We start from the raw sequence: 15,084 nt of genomic DNA, 5'->3' as shown, positions 1-15,084 counted from the left end.
CGGAGGTGACCGACTGGGTCGATCCCGCGGACGCGACGGTCTACCTCCCGGGACCCAACAACAGCACCCTCGCCGACCTGCTGGAGCGCATCCTCGACAAGGGCGTCGTCATCGCGGGCGACATCAAGATCGACCTGCTGGACATCGAGCTCCTGACGATCCGTCTGCGGCTGTTCATCGCCTCCGTCGACACGGCGAAGCGCGCGGGCATCGACTGGTGGGAGACCGACCCCGCGATGTCCTCGCGGGCCGCCCGCGACGCCCTCGCCGAGGAGAACGAGACGCTGCGCGAACGCCTGGCGGCCCTGGAACGCCGCCTCGACGGCGAGCCCGCACGCGACACCGGCACACCCACGCACACGCCCTCGCACACGCACATGCAACCGGAGACGCCCACCCGATGAGCAGCAGCGACACCGGCACCGTCACGTACCTGTTCGCCCTGTGTGCCTCCCGCCCGCCCGGGGAGGCGCTCTCCACCGTCCCCGGGCACCCCGGGGGCGGCCCGCTGCGCACCCTGGAGGCGGGGGAGGTGGTCCTCGTGGTGCAGGACGTGCCCGCCCGCGACTTCCGGGAGCAGGCGCTGAGCGAGCGGCTCGAGCGACCGGAGGAGCTGGAGCGGTGCGCCCTCGCCCACCACCGCGGGGTCGCGGCGGCCGCGCCCTACGGGCCGGTCGTGCCGCTGCCGCTGGCCACGGTCTACCTGAGCGACGGCAACGCGGTGACGGCGGTGGCCTCCCGTCAGGAGTCGGTCCTGGCACTCTTCGCGCGGCTGTCCGGCCGCACCGAGTGGGCGGTCAAGGTGCACGCCTCGGCCCGGGAGACGACCGCCCCCGCCCCCGGCTCCCCCGAGCCGTCCGCCGGGGGTGCGGGGGGCGGCCGGAGCTACCTCAGCCGGGCGAGCGCCCGCCAGCGCGTGCGGCGGGACCGGCACGAGACGGCCCGGGCGGTCGCCCTGACCGTCGACCGGGCGCTGCGGGCGTACGCCGTGGACGCGGCCTCCCACCGCCCGCAGAGCGAGCAGCTGACCGGCGTCAAGGCCCCGCAGCTGCTCAACGCGGCCTACCTGGTCGACGACGCCCGGCGCGGGGAGTTCACCGCCGCGCTGGAGCGGCTGCGCGCCGACGAGCGGCTGCGCGAGGTGGACATCAGCTGGTCGGGGCCGTGGGTCCCCTACTCGTTCGCCCGCATGGAACAGCCGGCCGCCACGGCGGGGGCGGGAGCACCGTGATCCTTCCCGACGCGCGGGAGGACGGTCTCCCGCCCACCGTCCCCTGGGACGGGGACGAGCCCTACGCGCCGATCGGCCTGCCCCTGGTCGACCTCCTGGACCGGGTGCTCGCCACCGGCGTGGTGATCAGCGGCGACCTGGTCATCGCCATCGCCGACGTCCCGCTGGTGCGGCTGTCCCTGCGCGCCCTGCTCTCGTCCGTCTCCGCCCGGGTCCCCTCCCCCTGGGCCGACAGCGGTCCCCTGTGAGGCTCCCGTGAACCCCGCTCCCCTCCCCCGCGACGGCACCCTCGACCTCGACCCCGAGCGGGTCGCCGACGGCCTGGCCGAACTCGTCCTCACCGTCGTCGAACTGCTGCGGCAGCTCATGGAGAAGCAGGCGATCCGCCGCTTCGAGGAGGGCACCCTCACGCCCGAGCAGGAGGACCGCCTGGGCACCGCCCTGATGCTGCTGGAGCAGCGCATGGACGACCTCTGCGCCCAGCACGGCCTCAGCCGCGACGACCTCAACCTCGACCTGGGACCGCTGGGCTCCCTGCTCTGACCTCCCTGCTCTGACCTCGCCCCGGCCGCGCTCCGACCGCCCGGGCGGTCTCTTGTATGCCCTTTGTATGCGCGCCCCCTTCAATCGCCGGATCACCCCCACGACTTGGGAGGATCCATGGCGGGACGAAGACTCACCGCGCGCTCCGTGCCGGCGGCACTGGCGGGGCTGACGATGCTCACCGCGCTGCTCCAGGCCGCCCCGGCTTCCGCGGCGGCGGACGCCGGCCGGCCGGCGTTCCGTATGCCGTTCGTCTGCGACCAGAGCTGGCGCGGCAGCAACTGGGACGGCCACAGCCCGTCCCACTCCATCGACTGGAACCACTACGACGCCGCGGGCAACCCCGACGATCTGGGCCGCCGGGTCCTGGCCAGCGCGGGCGGGACCGTCCTCTCGTCGTACTACGCCACCGACACCGGCTACGGCAACACGGTGGTGATCGGTCACGGCGACGGCTGGCGGACCCGCTACGCGCACCTGCAGAGCCGCGACGTGCAGGTCGGCGACACGGTGACCCGGGGGCAGCGGATCGGCACGGTCGGGGCCACCTCGGCGCTGTACTCCCTCTCCCCGCACCCGCACTACGAGCAGATCCACGACGGGTCGGTGGTCGTCGCCGTCGTCCAGGGCGTCACCTGGAGCGACTACCTGGTGCGCTACCAGACCAGCACGAACGGCTGCTGAACAGGGCCTCCCCCGCCGCCCGGAGGGCGGCCCCGGGCACCACGCCGAGCTCGGCGGCGAGCAGCCGCCGGGCCTCGGCGTAGGCGGCGCCCGCCTCCGCGGTCCGGCCGGCGCCGTCCAGGGCGCGCACCAGCAGCTGCCACAGGTCCTCCCGCAGCGGGTCGGCGGCGATCCGGGCGCGCAGCTCGGCGACGAGCGTGCCCAGGTCCCCGACGCACAACCGCTGGCGCAGGCACTCGTCGAGGGCGACGGCCCGCAGCTGGCCCAGTCGGGTCAGCACCGGGTCCCACAGCACGCTGCCCGGCAGGTCCTGCAGCACATCGCCGCGCCACAGCCCCAGCGCCGACTCGTAGCCGCGCAGGGCGGCGGCGTGCCGGCCCACGTCCCGGGCGGTGCGCGCCCGGTGGAGACGGCGTTCGAAGAGCAGCAGGTCGTGCTCGAGGGCGGGAACCTCCAGGACGTAGCCGCCGTGGCGGGTGCGCAGCCCTCCGTGGTCCACACCGGCCGTGGCCAGCGCCGCGCGCAACGCGCGTATATAGGTGCGAAGGTTGGCGACGGCCGACCGGGGCGGCCGGGAGGGCCACAGGACTTCGGTCAAAGTGTCCAGCGAGACGAACTCCCCGGGCCGCAGCAGGAGCGTGGCCAGCACCGCCCGCGGCTTGGGCCCGCCGAGCGGGACGAATCCGCGTGTCATCGGGCCTCTGATCTGCAACGGGCCCAATATGCCGAACGTCGGCTCCCTCATCACTTCGCCCCCATGCCCCGCCCCCGGCTCATCCGTGACCGGGGCAGCGTAACGACGCGGGCGCGAACGGAACAGGACGTGTCGCGTCCGCACAGGGCGGCCTGGCTCAAGAGCCCATTGACGGTGTGCCGGTGCCGTCAGCAGACTCACGATCCCCACAAGTGAACGAACCGGTTCCCCCCGTGCCGGTTCGACGACCCGAGCGGAGACTCGCCTCATGGGACGCCGATCAGAACTCCCCTTATTCGCCGCGCTGCTGGGCAGACACGGCCCCGAGCGCCGGCGCGTGGGCGCCCTCGCCGCCGCCGCGCTGGCCCTCACCACCACCGCGGCCGCGCTGGCCTCGCCCGAGGAGGGGACTCCCGCCGAGCTCACCGCGGCGGTCTCGGCGGCAGCGGCCTGCGGGGACGGCGCGTACCAGGCCGAGGCCGTGCTCAGCGGCTCCACCTGGACGGCGCGGCGCGGCTCCACGACGGTCTACACCGGCTCCGACCTGCGCTCCGCGGTGCAGGCGGCGGTGGGCAGCCTGACCGCGGGCCGGACGTACAAGGAGCGGGTGGTGGTCCGCGGTTCGGGCTCCATGTCGGCGGGCTCGCGCATCTCGCTGCCCAGTTACACCGCCCTGGACGTCTGCGGCACCATCAACGTCACCGGCAGCGGCTCGGGCGACCAGGCGCCGGTGTACTCGCGCGGCACCCGGGACGTGGAGGTCCAGCACCTCAACGTCACCGGGACCCCGCTCTACGGCATCTTCCTGCGCAACGTGCAGAACGTGGTGCTCGGCCAGATCGACATGCGGCTCTCCTCCGGCCTGGGCGTGCGCATCGACAACCGGGGCGACACCAGCCAGTGGACCCGCAACGTCCGCATCGACAACGTGTACGTCTCGGGCGCCTCCAGCCACGCCGTGGAGACCTACGGCGTGGACGGCCTGACCGTCGGCACCGTCACCGCGCGCAACGTCGGCGAGTCGGGCCTGCTGCTCAACCAGACGATCAACGCCACGGTGACCAAGGTGGACGCGGAGAACGCGGGGACCGGCACCGGGTACGCGGCCTTCCGGATGGCCAACCGCAACGGCCGGGTGGGCAGTTCGTACCCCACCAACATCCGGGTGGGCGAGGTGGTCGCCCGCGGCGGCGGACGCGGCGTGTTCTGCGTCTCGGAGAGCGGCGGCGCGGTCATCGACCGGGTGACCATCTCCGACACGGGCAACAACGCGGTGCTGATCGAGAACTGTTACAACGTGACCCTCGCCGCGCAGAGCGGCACGGTCAGCGGCGGCGGCGAGATCCGCCTCGCCGCGCGCACGGAGTTCCCGAACAACTCCGACATCTGGATCCAGAACCTCACCGTCACCAACTCGGCGATCCGCGAGAGCCCTTGCGGGACGAACACGACCTTCCGCAACAACACGCTGGTCAACAGCAGCCAGTCGGTCTGCTGACCGGGACGGGACCGTTCCCCGGGGGCCGGTATCCGCGCGGTGCGGAGCATCGAGGAACCGGTCCCCCGTGCCGACGAGGCCGACGCGGGCGGACCGCGCGCCATGAAGGCGACGCGGCTCGCCCGCTGCGTCGTCGACTCCTCGCCCCCATACGGCGGCGCACCCCGTGCGGCGCCTGTTAGCGTGAGCGCCATGTCCCTCCCCCGTGCGTAGACGCCCTTCGAGCGGCCGGGCCACCTCGTGGTCCCGGCCTTTCGCGCGTCCGCCCGCCTCGATCCCGCGGGCGTCATCCGTCACCGCACGAGGGGCTTCTTCATGTCTGCGTCCGTTTCCCGCCCGTCCTACGTCTCCGTCCTGCGCGAACCTCACATGGCGCGGGTCTTCGCCGCCGCCCTGGTGGGGCGGTTCTCCTACGGCGTCCTCTTCGTGGCCCTGATGGTCACGCTCACCCGGGCCGCCGGCTCCTACGCCTGGGCCGGCACCGCGATCGCCCTGTTCGGTCTGGCCACCGTGTTCCTCGCGCCGGTGCGCGCCGGTCTGGTCGACCGGTTCGGCCGGCGGCGCGTCCTGCTGCCCATGGCCGCCGTGTACTCCGCCCTGCTGGGGTGCCTGAGTCTGACGGCCTGGCGGCCGGGGGCCCCGCAGTGGGCCCTGCTCGCCCTCACCCTGTCCGCGGGGGCCTGCGCCCCGCCGCTCGGGCCCGTCATGCGGGCCCTGTGGAGCGAGACGTTCGCGAAGCGGCCGGAGCTGCGGCAGCGGGCCTTCTCCCTGGACACGGTGTGTGAGGAACTGCTGTACGTGCTGGGCCCGTTGGTGGCGGGCCTGTTCATCGTCCTGGGCAACGCGGCGGCCGGTGTGGCCGCGTCCGCGGTGCTCGTGCTCGGCGGAACGGCTGCGATGGTGCTCGGGCCCGCGGTGGACCGGCCGGACGACGGGCCCACGGGCCGGGCGGCCGCGGCCGCCGGGCAGGTCCGGGCCTCCGTGCCCAGGGATCCGGTGGTGGTGGCCGCCGCCGTCGGCTTCACCCTGGGCGCGCTCAACCTGCTGGTCGTCGCGTCCGCCGAGCACCACGGCCGTCTCGCCGCCGTGTCGTGGCTGGAGGCGGCCACCGCCGTCGGCAGCACGGTCGGCGGCATCGTGTACGGCGCCCGTACCTGGCGGCTGCCGGGCCGGGCGCGCCTGCCGCTGTTCGCCCTCGCCCTCGCCGTGTCGCTGGCCCTCGCCGGGCTGGCTCCCGGGCTGCTCGCCCTGACGGCGGGGGTCGCGCTGGTCGGGCTGTGCGTGTCGCCGGCCCTGGCGACCGCCTACCTGGCCGCCGACGAGAGCGCGGACCCGGCGGGCCGGGTCCGGGCCGGCGCCTGGGTGAACAGCGCCTGCAACGCGGGGTCCTCGTGCGGGGCGGCCGGGGTCGGCCTGCTGCTGGGCGGCTTCCCGCTGCGGGTGTGCTTCGCCCTGGCCGCCCTGCCCGCGCTGACCGCGGCCCTGGCCGCCCTCCCCGGGCTGCGGCGACCGGCGGTGTCGGCCCCGTCGCCGGACCGGGCCGGGGAGCCCGGCCCGGTGGCGCGGGGCGCCTGAGCGGGAACGGGACGGCACAGCCGTCGTGCGTCCCGCCGGTCGCCCGGCGGGACGCACGAGATCGGGCGCTCAGGCCGTCACGGCGTGTACACCGAGGGCCGCGGCGCGGTGGGCATGCCGTCGCCGAGGAAGAAGCTCGGGTGCGGGGGCTGGTTGTAGGCGGTGTTCTGCCAGGCCACCGCCACCCGGTACTGGGTGTCGTGCATCAGGGTGGTGATGCGCCGGCTGGTCTCGTTCGGTGACGAGTAGACGCGCAGGGCACGGTTGTCGGTGGTGGGCCAGACCGCCTCCTCGCGCCAGTCGCCGAACAGGTCGGCGGTGAGCGCCGGGTTGGCCTTGGTGCCGTTGTTGGAGTGGACGCCGGAGGCGGTCAGCAGGCGGGTGTCGGAGCTGGTGCCGTACTTGTCGATGTGGGTGCCGTCGAGGAGTTCGCGCACCGGGTCGCCGTCCCACCAGATCACGAAGTTGCTGGAGGACGGCTTGCGGCCGATATTGCGCCCCTTGGCGTCGGACAGGCCGGAGACCGCCGAGGACCAGGACTCCGCGCCGGGGCTGCCGGCGTGGATGTCGGCCGAGACGCCGCGGCCGTTGTCGCAGCCGCAGGAGGCGTGGCTCCACAGGATCTGGCCGGTGCGGGCGTCGGCGACCCAGTCGGCGTACTTGCTGCCGTCCTCGTCGACCTTGAACACCTCGAGACCCGCGTGGGACGGGTCGAGGTCGCCGACGTGCAGCGCGTCGCCGTGACCCTGTCCGGTGTTCCACAGGCCGCGGCCGGTGTCGTCCAGGGTCATGGCGCCGTAGACGATCTCGTCCTTGCCGTCGGCGTCCACGTCGGCGACCGAGAGCTGGTGGTTGCCCTGACCGGCGTAGGAACTGTTGCCGCTCGCGTTGCTGTCGAAGGTCCAGCGCCGGGTGAGCTTGCCGTCGCGCCAGTCCCAGGCGGTGACGACGGTGCGGGTGTAGTAGCCGCGGGCCATGACGAGGGAGGGCCGCTGCCCGTCGAGGTAGGCGGTGCCGGCGAGGAAACGGTCCACGCGGTTGCCGTAGTTGTCGCCCCACGAGGAGACCGTGCCGCGCGGCGGCTCGTAGTTCACCGTCTGCAGGGCCGCGCCGCTCTGCCCGTCGAAGATCGTCAGGTACTCCGGGCCTGCCAGGACGTAGCCGGAGGAGTTGCGGTGGTCCGCGCTCGCGCTGCCGATCACCTTGCCGGCTCCGTCGACGGTGCCGTCGGCGGTCTTCATCGCCACCTCGGCTCTGCCGTCGCCGTCGTAGACCTGGAACTGCGTGTAGTGGGCGCCGGAGCGGATGTTGCGGCCGAGGTCGATGCGCCACATGCGGGTGCCGTCGAGCTTGTACGCGTCGACGATCGTGTTGCCGGTGTACCCGGACTGGGAGTTGTCCTTGGCGTCGGTCGGGGTCCACTTGACGACGAACTCGTAGCGGCCGTCGCCGTCGAGGTCGCCGGCGCTGGTGTCGTTGGCCTCGTAGGTGTAGGAGCCGCTCGCGTTCGAGCCGCCCGGCGGGGGTGAGATCGGCACGTCGCGGTAGCCGCTCGCGAGGGCGAGGGAGGCCGGGGAGGCGGCCTGCTCGGCGCCGTCCACCACGGCCCGCACGGTGTACGAGGCGCTCGCGGACGCACCGCCGTCGAGGAGGTTCGTGGCGCCGGTCAGCGGGGAGGAGTTCACCTTCGTCCCGTCGCGGTACACGTTGAACGCCACGTTCCCGGGGTCGGTGGCCAGCCAGCGCCAGGACACCAGGTTGCCGGTGCCGCTGCGCACCGAGACGACGCCCCGGTCGAGCTTCTCGACCTGCCGGCCCTGGCCGGCGGGCGCCGTGGGTCCGCCCGTCGAACCGCCGGTGGTGCTCCCGCTCGTGGACCCGGAGGTCGACCCCGAGGTGGTGCCGGACGTGGTGGAGCCGGTGGTGGAACCGGTGGTGGAGCCCGACGTCGAGCCGGACGTGGTCCCCGAGCTGGTGCCGCCGCTCGTCGTGGAGCCGTCGCAGACCGTGCCGTTGAGGGTGAACGAGGTCGGCACCACCGGCGTCGCCGAGCCGGACAGCGAGCCGTTGAAGCCGAAGCTCACGGTGGCGCCGGAGGCGACCGACCCGTTGTAGCTCAGGTTCTTCGCCGTCACCTCGGAGCTGCCGAGGGTCACGTCGGCGCCCCAGGCCTGGGTCACCGCCTCGCCGCCGGCCATCGTCCACCGCAGCGACCACGCGGTGACCGGGTCGCCGAGGTTGGTGATCTCGACGTTGGCGCCGAACCCGCCCTGCCAGGCGTTGGTGACGGAGTAGTTCACCCGGCAGCCGCCCGCCGCCTCGGCGGCGCCGGCCGACAGCTGCGTGGCCCAGATCGCGGCGCCCGCGACGAGGGCGCCGGCGGTCAGGACCGCGGCCGGGCGTAAGGACACACCTCTGGGAGTCTTCGTTCTCACTGGTCCTCCGGAAGACATGGGGGGAAGACGGGAGCCGCCCCCGCGCCCCGGAACAGACATGGGAGCGCTCCCAGGAAGTCGGGGACCATCAACCCAGACACCGCCGCCGCCGTCAACGGCCGGGACCTGGTTGGCGCGAAAGTTTCGGACCGGACGGGTGGGGCGGCTGCCGTACGGCGGAGGAGGGCCCGCGGCACCGGGCCTCCCCTCCGCTCCCCGCACGGGCCGGTGCGGTCAGTAGGCCCGTCGCGCCTCGGCGAGGCGGCCGGTGATCAGGTCCTCCGCCTCCGCCACGATGCGCTGGACGAGCCGGCGGACCGTGGGGATGTCGTCGATCAGGGCCTGGGCGAGACCGGCGCTCCAGATGCCCGCTTCCAGGTCGCCCTCCTCGAACACCCTGCGTCCCCGCGCACCGGCCACCAGGTCCCGGACGTCCGGGAACCGGCCGCCCTCGGCGAGCACGTCGACCACCTTGCGGCTGACCGTGTTGCTCGCCACCCGGGCGGTGTTGCCCAGCGGACGGAAGATCAGCTCGGTGTCGAGTTCGCCGGCCTCGACGATCCGCTCCTTGACCCGCCGGTGCACCGGAGCCTCCTCGGTGCACAGGAAGCGGGTGCCCATGGTGACGCCCTCCGCGCCCAGCGCGAGCGCCGCGACCAGTCCGGCCCCGTCGGTGAAGCCGCCGGAGGCGATCACCGGGACGCTCAGCCGGCGGGCGGCGGCCGGGATCAGGACCAGGCCCGGGACGTCGTCCTCGCCGGGGTGGCCGGCACACTCGAAGCCGTCGATGCTCACCGCGTCCACGCCGACGCGCTCGGCCTTCACCGCGTGCCGGACGCTGGTGCACTTGTGCAGGACCTTGACGCCGTGCGCGTGCAGGTCCGGGAGGTGCTCCTCGGGGCTCGCGCCGGCCGTCTCGACGATCCGCACCCCGGACTCGACGATCGCCCGGCGGTACTCGTCGTACGGAGGCGGGCTGATCGCCGGCAGGATCGTCAGGTTGACCCCGAAGGGCTGGTCGGTCATCTCGCGGCAGCGCGCGATCTCCCGCACCAGCGCCTCGGGCGTGGGCTGGGTGAGCGCGGTGAGGAAGCCGAGGGCGCCCGCCTCCGCGACGGCGGAGACCAGCTCCGCCCTGCCCACCCACTGCATCCCGCCCTGCACGATGGGGTGCCGCACCCCGAACATCTCGGTGAAGCGTGTCCTCAGCATCGCCGCCCCCGCCGCCTACAGTCCGTAGGTCTTGCCGATGATGTCCCGCTGGATCTCGCTGGTGCCGCCGTACACCGTGGAGACGACGGTCTGGCGCAGCAGTCCTTCCATGCCGTACTCGGTGGCGTAGCCGTAGCCGCCGAGCATCTGCATGCCCTCCAGGGCGATGTGCTTGGCGAGTTCGGTGCACTTGAGCTTGGCCATGGACGCCTCGCGGGCGAAGACGCGGCCCGGTGCGGCGTCGATCGCGGCGGCGGTGTCGTCCAGCAGCAGCCGGGCGCACTCGAGTTCGGTGGCCATGTCGGCGATGCGGTGCTTGAGGGCCTGGAAGGAGCCGATCGGCCGCCCGAACTGCTCGCGCTGACGCACGTAGTCGAGGGTGTCGTCGAAGGCGCGGCGGGCGACGCCCAGCATCATCGCGGCGAGGATCATCCGTTCCAGGTTGAGGCCGGCCATCAGCTGGCCCCAGGCCTGGCCGACCGTGCCGACGACGGCGGAGTCGGGGAGGAAGCAGTCGGTGAACCAGAGGTCGTTGACCTCCTTGCCGCCCATCGTCTCGATGCCGCTGATCCGCAGGCCCTCGGCGTCGGTGGGCACCATGAACTGGGTGAGGCCCTGGTGCTTGGAGTCCTCCTGCGAGGTGCGGGCGATGAGCAGGATGTGGTCGGCGAAGTGGGCGTTGGAGCACCAGGTCTTCTGGCCGTTGACCAGGTAGCCGCCGTCGACGCGCTCGGCGCGGCAGGTGAGCGCGCCCACGTCGGAGCCGGCGCCGGGCTCGGACATCGAGACGGCCTCGACCCGGCCGCGCACCACCCCTTCGAGGATGACGCGCTTCTGCTCCTCGGTTCCGAACTTCTCGTAGGCGGCCGCGGTGATGACGGTGGTGCCGAAGCCGCTGATGGGGGCGCGCCCGTAGGCGGTCTCCTCCAGGAAGAGACAGAGGTCGACCATGCCCTGGCCGGCGCCGCCGTACTCCTCGGGGAGGGCGATGCCGAGCCAGCCGAGGCCGGCCATCTTCTCGTACAGCCGCTGGTTGTGCGGTTCCTGGCCGTTCGCGGTGAGCTTGTCGCGCTGCTCCTTGGTGCCGCACTCGCGGCGGCAGAAGTCGCCTATCGCCTTGACCAGGTCGCGGCGCTCGTCAGTCAGGACTCGGGGCATGGGGGTGCTTCCTCCTTGAGAGGCGGTTCGGTCACTCGTCGTCCCGCACGGCCGGGAAGACCGTGTTCACGAGATGCAGCACGGTGCGGGTCAGCATCACGTGCAGGTCGCTGCGGCTGAGCGTGGAGCGCACCAGCCACTCGCGGGAGGCGGCCTTGAGCATGCCGCCGTGGGCGCGGATCATCGCCCGGAGCTTCTGCCGTCCCTCGACGACGTCGGTCATCATGGCGGCCTCGAGGACCCGGTCGGTGGCGATCTCGTCGGCCTCGAGCATGATCTGGTCGATCTCGGGGTCGTTGCCGAGGGCCTCCAGGCCGATCGCGGAGAGCCACATGTCCCGGTTGCGCTCGACGACCTCGAGCCACCGGTCCACGCAGATGGAGACCCGCTCCTCGGCGGTGGTGGGCGGCAGCCGCTCGGAGACGGAGGCGGGGATCACCATCATCTGGCGCACCACCTCCAGGTACAGCTGCCGCTTCCCGCCGAAGTAGTGGTTGATCAGCGCCCGTGCCACCCCGGCCTCGGCCGCGATGTCCGAGGTGGACACCGTGGCGTAGCTGCTGGCCCCGAAGAGCCTGCGGGCGACGGCGAGGATCTCCGCCCTGCGGGCGTCCGGATCCATCCTGCGTCGTTGTACCTGGCGCTGACCGCCCATGGCGTCCATCCCTCTCGTCGGTCCGCCGTCGTCGTGTCGACGGCCGACCTATGTGTACATCGACTCGATCGTCGTGGCGTGCAGCCGGTCGACGTCCCTGCGGCGCAGGCTCAGCTTCGGGGTCAGCTCGCCGGACTCCGCGGTCCACGGGCCGGGCAGCACCCGGTGCCGCTTCACCTGCTCGGGCCGGGCCAGCCGCGCGTTGGCCTCGGCGACCGCGGCGTCGAGGGCGGCCAGCACCTCGGGGTGGCGGGCCAGTTCCTCCAGGCCGCCGGCGTCGATGCCGTTGGCCTTCGCCCACAGGGGCGCCATCTCCTCGTCGAGCACCAGCAGGGCCGTGATGTACGGGCGCCGGTCGCCGATCGCGACGGCCTGGGCGACCAGCGGGTGGGCGCGCAGCAGGGACTCCACCTTGGTGGGGGCGATGTTCTTGCCCCCGTCGGTGATGATGATCTCCTTCTTGCGGTCGGTGACGGTGACGATGCCCCGGTCGTCGATCGTGCCGACGTCGCCGGTGGCCAGCCAGCCGTCGGCGTCGGTGGCCGGCTCGATGCCGCCCTCGGCCCGCAGGTAGCCGGGGACCACGACCGGGCCGCGGACGAGGAGTTCGCCGTCCTCGGCGGCCTTCACCTCGATGCCGGGGCCGGGCCTGCCGACCGCGCCGAGGGCGAACGCGCCGGGGATGCTCACGGTCGCCGCGCCGGTGGTCTCGCTCAGGCCCCACACCTCGTACACCGCGAGTCCGACGCTCGCGAGGAACTCCAGGACGGCGGTGGGGATGGGGGCGGCGCCGCTGAAGGCGCGGCGGCACTCGTCGAAGCCGACGGCGGCGCGGATGGGCAGCAGCACCTGTTCGTCGGCCTGCCGCAGCGAGTCGGCGACGTCCTCGGGCACCTCCTGGCCCTCGGAGCGCAGCCGGAACGCCTCCAGGGCGAGCTTCTGCGCCTGCGCCACCGCGGCGGCGCGTTCCCCGGTGAGCGTGGAGAGCTTCGCGCGCAGCCCGGCGGCGAGTTTCTCCCAGACCCGGGGGACGCCGAAGAAGCCGTGCGGGCGCACCTGGAGCAGTCCGGGCAGCAGCTGGGCCGGGTCCGGGCAGATCGTGACGTGGCCGGCGTTACAGATCGGCATGTAGATGCCGAGCACCCGTTCGGCGATGTGCGCCATCGGCAGGTAGGCCAGCGTCCGCGGATGCTCGGGCACGGCGACCAGTTCGTCCTGCATGAGCGACTCGTAGATGACGTTGCGGTGGGTGAGCACCACGCCCTTGGGGTCGCCGGTGGTGCCCGAGGTGTAGACGACGGTCAGCGGCTGGTCGGTGGTGACGGCGTCGGTGAGCGCCTCGAAGGCCGCCTCGTCGGGCTTCACGCCGCCGCGCACGGCCTGGTAGCTGACGAACCGCTCGTCGCCCTCGGGGGCGACGGACCAGTCGAGGACGACGACGGCCCGCAGGCCGGGGAGGTCGTCGAGGACGGGGCCCCAGCGGCGCATCTGCTCCTCGCCCTCCAGGACGAGGACGGTGGCCGCGCTGTGCCGGGCGACGAAGCGGATCTGCTCGGTGCTCAGGGTGTCGTAGGTCGAGCAGGACAGCGCCCCGAGGTGGACGGCGGCCAGGTCGGCGACCCAGTGCTCGGCGCGCTTGGACATCGCGATCAGCATGCGCTCGCCCTCGCGCAGGCCGAGCGCGGCGAGCCCGCGGGTCAGGGCGGCGACCTCGGCGCGCAGCTGGAACCAGGTCAGCGTGCCCTCGTCGGGGCCGACGCCGGTGGTGAGTGCGGGAAGTGCGGGGAACTGCTCGGCGTTGCGCCGTAGCAGCCTGGGAATCGTCGACCCTTCGACGGTCTCCTGCAGTTGCTCTGCTGTGGCCACGGCGGGCTCCCTCCATCGCGAACCGTGAGCGGACTCCTCGAGCGGGGCCCACAGTGGACCGGGTACTGGCCGAGTGTCAATAGATCGCGCAACGGACAGCGCGACCTCCTGGCCGGACCCACAACCACCGTGCGCCAAAGGGCCTGTGTGGAAACCCGAGCTATTGACACAGCGCCAACAACTGCCCTTACCTGTTGTTCGCCGGATGCTCCCGCGGGCCGTCGCACCGCTTCTGCGGCCGGCTCCGGGAGCACGTCGCACCGACCAGAGGAAGTGCGAGGACAGTGACCGAGGCATTCATCTACGACGCGATCCGCACCCCACGCGGCAAGGGCCGCGGCGGCGCACTGCACCACGTCAAACCGGTGTCGCTGGTGACCGGGCTGATCGACGAGCTCCGCCGCCGCCACCCGCGGCTCGACCCCGCCCGGATCGACGACATCGTGCTCGGCGTCGTCTCGCCGGTGGGCGACCAGGGCATGGACGTCGCCAAGACCGCGGCCCTGGTGGCCGGGCTGCCGGACCACGTGGCCGGGGTGCAGCTCAACCGCTTCTGCGCCTCCGGCCTGGAGGCCGTCAACGTGGCCGCCCAGAAGGTCCGTTCGGGCTGGGAGCAGCTGGTGCTGGCCGGCGGCGTGGAGTCCATGTCGCGGGTGCCGATGGGCAGCGACGGCGGGGCGATGGCCGCGGACCCGGAGACGGCCTACGACACGTACTTCGTGCCGCAGGGCGTCGGCGCGGACCTGATCGCGACGATCGAGGGGTTCACCCGCGAGGACGTCGACCGCTACGCGGTGCGCTCCCAGGACCTGGCCGCGAAGGCCTGGTCCGGCGGGCACTTCGCCAGGTCCGTGGTGCCGGTGCGCGACCGCAACGGGATCACGGTGCTCGCCGAGGACGAGCACCCGCGTCCGGGGACGACGGTGGAGACGCTGGCCGCGCTGAAGCCCTCGTTCGCCGCCGTCGGCGACCTGGGCGGCTTCGACGCGGTGGCGCTGCAGAAGTACCACTGGGTCGAGCGGATCGAGCACGTCCACACCCCGGGCAACTCCTCGGGCATCGTGGACGGTTCGGCGCTGGTCCTGGTCGGCTCGGAGCGGGCCGGGGCGGAGCTCGGTCTGACCCCGCGTGCCCGGGTGGTCGCCACCGCGGTCAGCGGCGCCGACCCGACGATCATGCTCGTCGGCCCGGCCCCGGCGACCCGCAAGGCGCTGGAGCTCGCCGGGCTGACGGTGGACGACATCGACCTGTTCGAGATCAACGAGGCGTTCGCCTCGGTGGCGCTCCGCTACGTCAAGGACCTCGCCCTGCCCTGGGAGAAGGTCAACGTCAACGGCGGCGCGATCGCCATGGGGCACCCGCTCGGGGCCACCGGGGCGATGCTCGTCGGCACCGTCGTGGACGAGCTGGAACGCCGCTCGGCGCGGCGCGCGGTGGTCAGCCTCTGCGTCGGCGGCGGCATGGGCATCGCCACCGTCGTCGAACGCCTGTGACCCCGCCGGACCCGCAGGACCTGTCGGAGCCGCTGGACAC

14 protein-coding genes are annotated in these 15,084 nt (G+C 73.1%); 8 read left to right on the top strand and 6 right to left on the bottom strand.

Annotated elements, in window-relative coordinates:
- Positions 1 to 5: 5 nt before the first annotated feature.
- The 5 genes from gvpJ to ABT026_RS07975 all read left to right on the top strand — a co-directional run bounded on the left by gvpJ (position 6) and on the right by ABT026_RS07975 (position 2,458).
- The gene (gene gvpJ, locus ABT026_RS07995) at positions 6 to 404 is read left to right on the top strand and encodes a gas vesicle protein GvpJ (RefSeq protein ID WP_351113338.1); all 399 of its coding nucleotides are present in this window, start codon (positions 6 to 8) and stop codon (positions 402 to 404) included.
- The gene (locus ABT026_RS07990) at positions 401 to 1,231 is read left to right on the top strand and encodes a GvpL/GvpF family gas vesicle protein (RefSeq protein WP_351113239.1); all 831 of its coding nucleotides are present in this window, start codon (positions 401 to 403) and stop codon (positions 1,229 to 1,231) included. Before gvpJ ends, ABT026_RS07990 begins: the two co-directional genes overlap by 4 nt.
- Positions 1,228 to 1,479, top strand: a complete 252-nt coding sequence (locus ABT026_RS07985; RefSeq protein ID WP_502967920.1) for a gas vesicle protein — start codon at positions 1,228 to 1,230, stop codon at positions 1,477 to 1,479. The genes ABT026_RS07990 and ABT026_RS07985 overlap by 4 nt, the downstream gene beginning before the upstream one ends.
- 7 nt (positions 1,480 to 1,486) lie before the next feature.
- A complete protein-coding gene (locus ABT026_RS07980; protein ID WP_351113238.1) occupies positions 1,487 to 1,774 on the top strand; it encodes a gas vesicle protein K in 288 nt (95 codons plus the stop codon).
- 117 nt (positions 1,775 to 1,891) lie between these two features.
- Positions 1,892 to 2,458, top strand: a complete 567-nt coding sequence (locus ABT026_RS07975) for a peptidoglycan DD-metalloendopeptidase family protein (protein WP_351113237.1) — start codon at positions 1,892 to 1,894, stop codon at positions 2,456 to 2,458.
- On the opposite strand, the gene ABT026_RS07970 is transcribed toward ABT026_RS07975, so the two are convergent.
- Entirely contained in the window at positions 2,406 to 3,152 is a 747-nt protein-coding gene (locus ABT026_RS07970) for an AfsR/SARP family transcriptional regulator (RefSeq protein WP_351113236.1), read from the bottom strand. The genes ABT026_RS07975 and ABT026_RS07970 overlap by 53 nt on opposite strands.
- 268 nt (positions 3,153 to 3,420) lie before the next feature.
- Between ABT026_RS07970 and ABT026_RS07965 the strand changes: the two genes are divergently transcribed.
- Positions 3,421 to 4,650, top strand: coding sequence for a right-handed parallel beta-helix repeat-containing protein (locus ABT026_RS07965; RefSeq protein ID WP_351113235.1), 1,230 nt, complete (start codon positions 3,421 to 3,423; stop codon positions 4,648 to 4,650).
- Positions 4,651 to 4,965: 315 nt separating this feature from the next.
- A complete protein-coding gene (locus tag ABT026_RS07960) occupies positions 4,966 to 6,225 on the top strand; it encodes an MFS transporter (RefSeq protein WP_351113234.1) in 1,260 nt (419 codons plus the stop codon).
- Between the two features lie 77 nt (positions 6,226 to 6,302).
- Here ABT026_RS07960 and ABT026_RS07955 read toward each other — a convergent pair whose 3' ends face one another.
- The 5 genes from ABT026_RS07955 to ABT026_RS07935 form a co-directional block, all read right to left on the bottom strand.
- Complete coding sequence (locus ABT026_RS07955) at positions 6,303 to 8,636, bottom strand: rhamnogalacturonan lyase family protein (RefSeq protein WP_351113233.1); 2,334 nt, start codon at positions 8,634 to 8,636, stop codon at positions 6,303 to 6,305.
- Positions 8,637 to 8,894: 258 nt separating this feature from the next.
- On the bottom strand, positions 8,895 to 9,872 hold the full coding sequence (locus tag ABT026_RS07950) for an NAD(P)H-dependent flavin oxidoreductase (protein WP_351113232.1): 978 nt from the start codon (positions 9,870 to 9,872) through the stop codon (positions 8,895 to 8,897).
- A 15-nt stretch (positions 9,873 to 9,887) separates the two neighbouring features.
- The gene (locus ABT026_RS07945) at positions 9,888 to 11,030 is read right to left on the bottom strand and encodes an acyl-CoA dehydrogenase family protein (protein ID WP_351113231.1); all 1,143 of its coding nucleotides are present in this window, start codon (positions 11,028 to 11,030) and stop codon (positions 9,888 to 9,890) included.
- Positions 11,031 to 11,061: 31 nt separating this feature from the next.
- Positions 11,062 to 11,652, bottom strand: a complete 591-nt coding sequence (locus ABT026_RS07940) for a TetR/AcrR family transcriptional regulator (protein ID WP_351113230.1) — start codon at positions 11,650 to 11,652, stop codon at positions 11,062 to 11,064.
- An 81-nt stretch (positions 11,653 to 11,733) separates the two neighbouring features.
- Positions 11,734 to 13,551, bottom strand: coding sequence for an AMP-dependent synthetase/ligase (locus ABT026_RS07935; protein ID WP_351113229.1), 1,818 nt, complete (start codon positions 13,549 to 13,551; stop codon positions 11,734 to 11,736).
- Positions 13,552 to 13,835: 284 nt separating this feature from the next.
- Here ABT026_RS07935 and ABT026_RS07930 point away from each other — a divergent pair, with 284 nt between their 5' ends.
- The gene (locus ABT026_RS07930; RefSeq protein WP_351113228.1) at positions 13,836 to 15,044 is read left to right on the top strand and encodes an acetyl-CoA C-acetyltransferase; all 1,209 of its coding nucleotides are present in this window, start codon (positions 13,836 to 13,838) and stop codon (positions 15,042 to 15,044) included.
- Positions 15,045 to 15,084 lie beyond the last annotated feature (40 nt).

This window comes from Streptomyces sp. NPDC002734 (assembly GCF_040295685.1).
Lineage (GTDB): Bacteria > Actinomycetota > Actinomycetes > Streptomycetales > Streptomycetaceae > Streptomyces.
Note: the sequence above shows the minus strand (reverse complement) of the source record. Positions and strands in the feature narration are given on the sequence as shown.

What these genes read in the sequence shown, in the direction of transcription:
- ABT026_RS07990 (WP_351113239.1), top strand. Translation starts at nt 401, where the DNA reads ATGAGCAGCAGCGACACCGGCACCGTCACGTACCTGTTCGCCCTGTGT.
- ABT026_RS07975 (WP_351113237.1), top strand. Translation starts at nt 1,892, where the DNA reads ATGGCGGGACGAAGACTCACCGCGCGCTCCGTGCCGGCGGCACTGGCG.
- ABT026_RS07970 (WP_351113236.1), bottom strand. Translation starts at nt 3,152, where the DNA reads ATGACACGCGGATTCGTCCCGCTCGGCGGGCCCAAGCCGCGGGCGGTG.
- ABT026_RS07965 (WP_351113235.1), top strand. Translation starts at nt 3,421, where the DNA reads ATGGGACGCCGATCAGAACTCCCCTTATTCGCCGCGCTGCTGGGCAGA.
- ABT026_RS07960 (WP_351113234.1), top strand. Translation starts at nt 4,966, where the DNA reads ATGTCTGCGTCCGTTTCCCGCCCGTCCTACGTCTCCGTCCTGCGCGAA.
- ABT026_RS07950 (WP_351113232.1), bottom strand. Translation starts at nt 9,872, where the DNA reads ATGCTGAGGACACGCTTCACCGAGATGTTCGGGGTGCGGCACCCCATC.
- ABT026_RS07945 (WP_351113231.1), bottom strand. Translation starts at nt 11,030, where the DNA reads ATGCCCCGAGTCCTGACTGACGAGCGCCGCGACCTGGTCAAGGCGATA.
- ABT026_RS07940 (WP_351113230.1), bottom strand. Translation starts at nt 11,652, where the DNA reads ATGGATCCGGACGCCCGCAGGGCGGAGATCCTCGCCGTCGCCCGCAGG.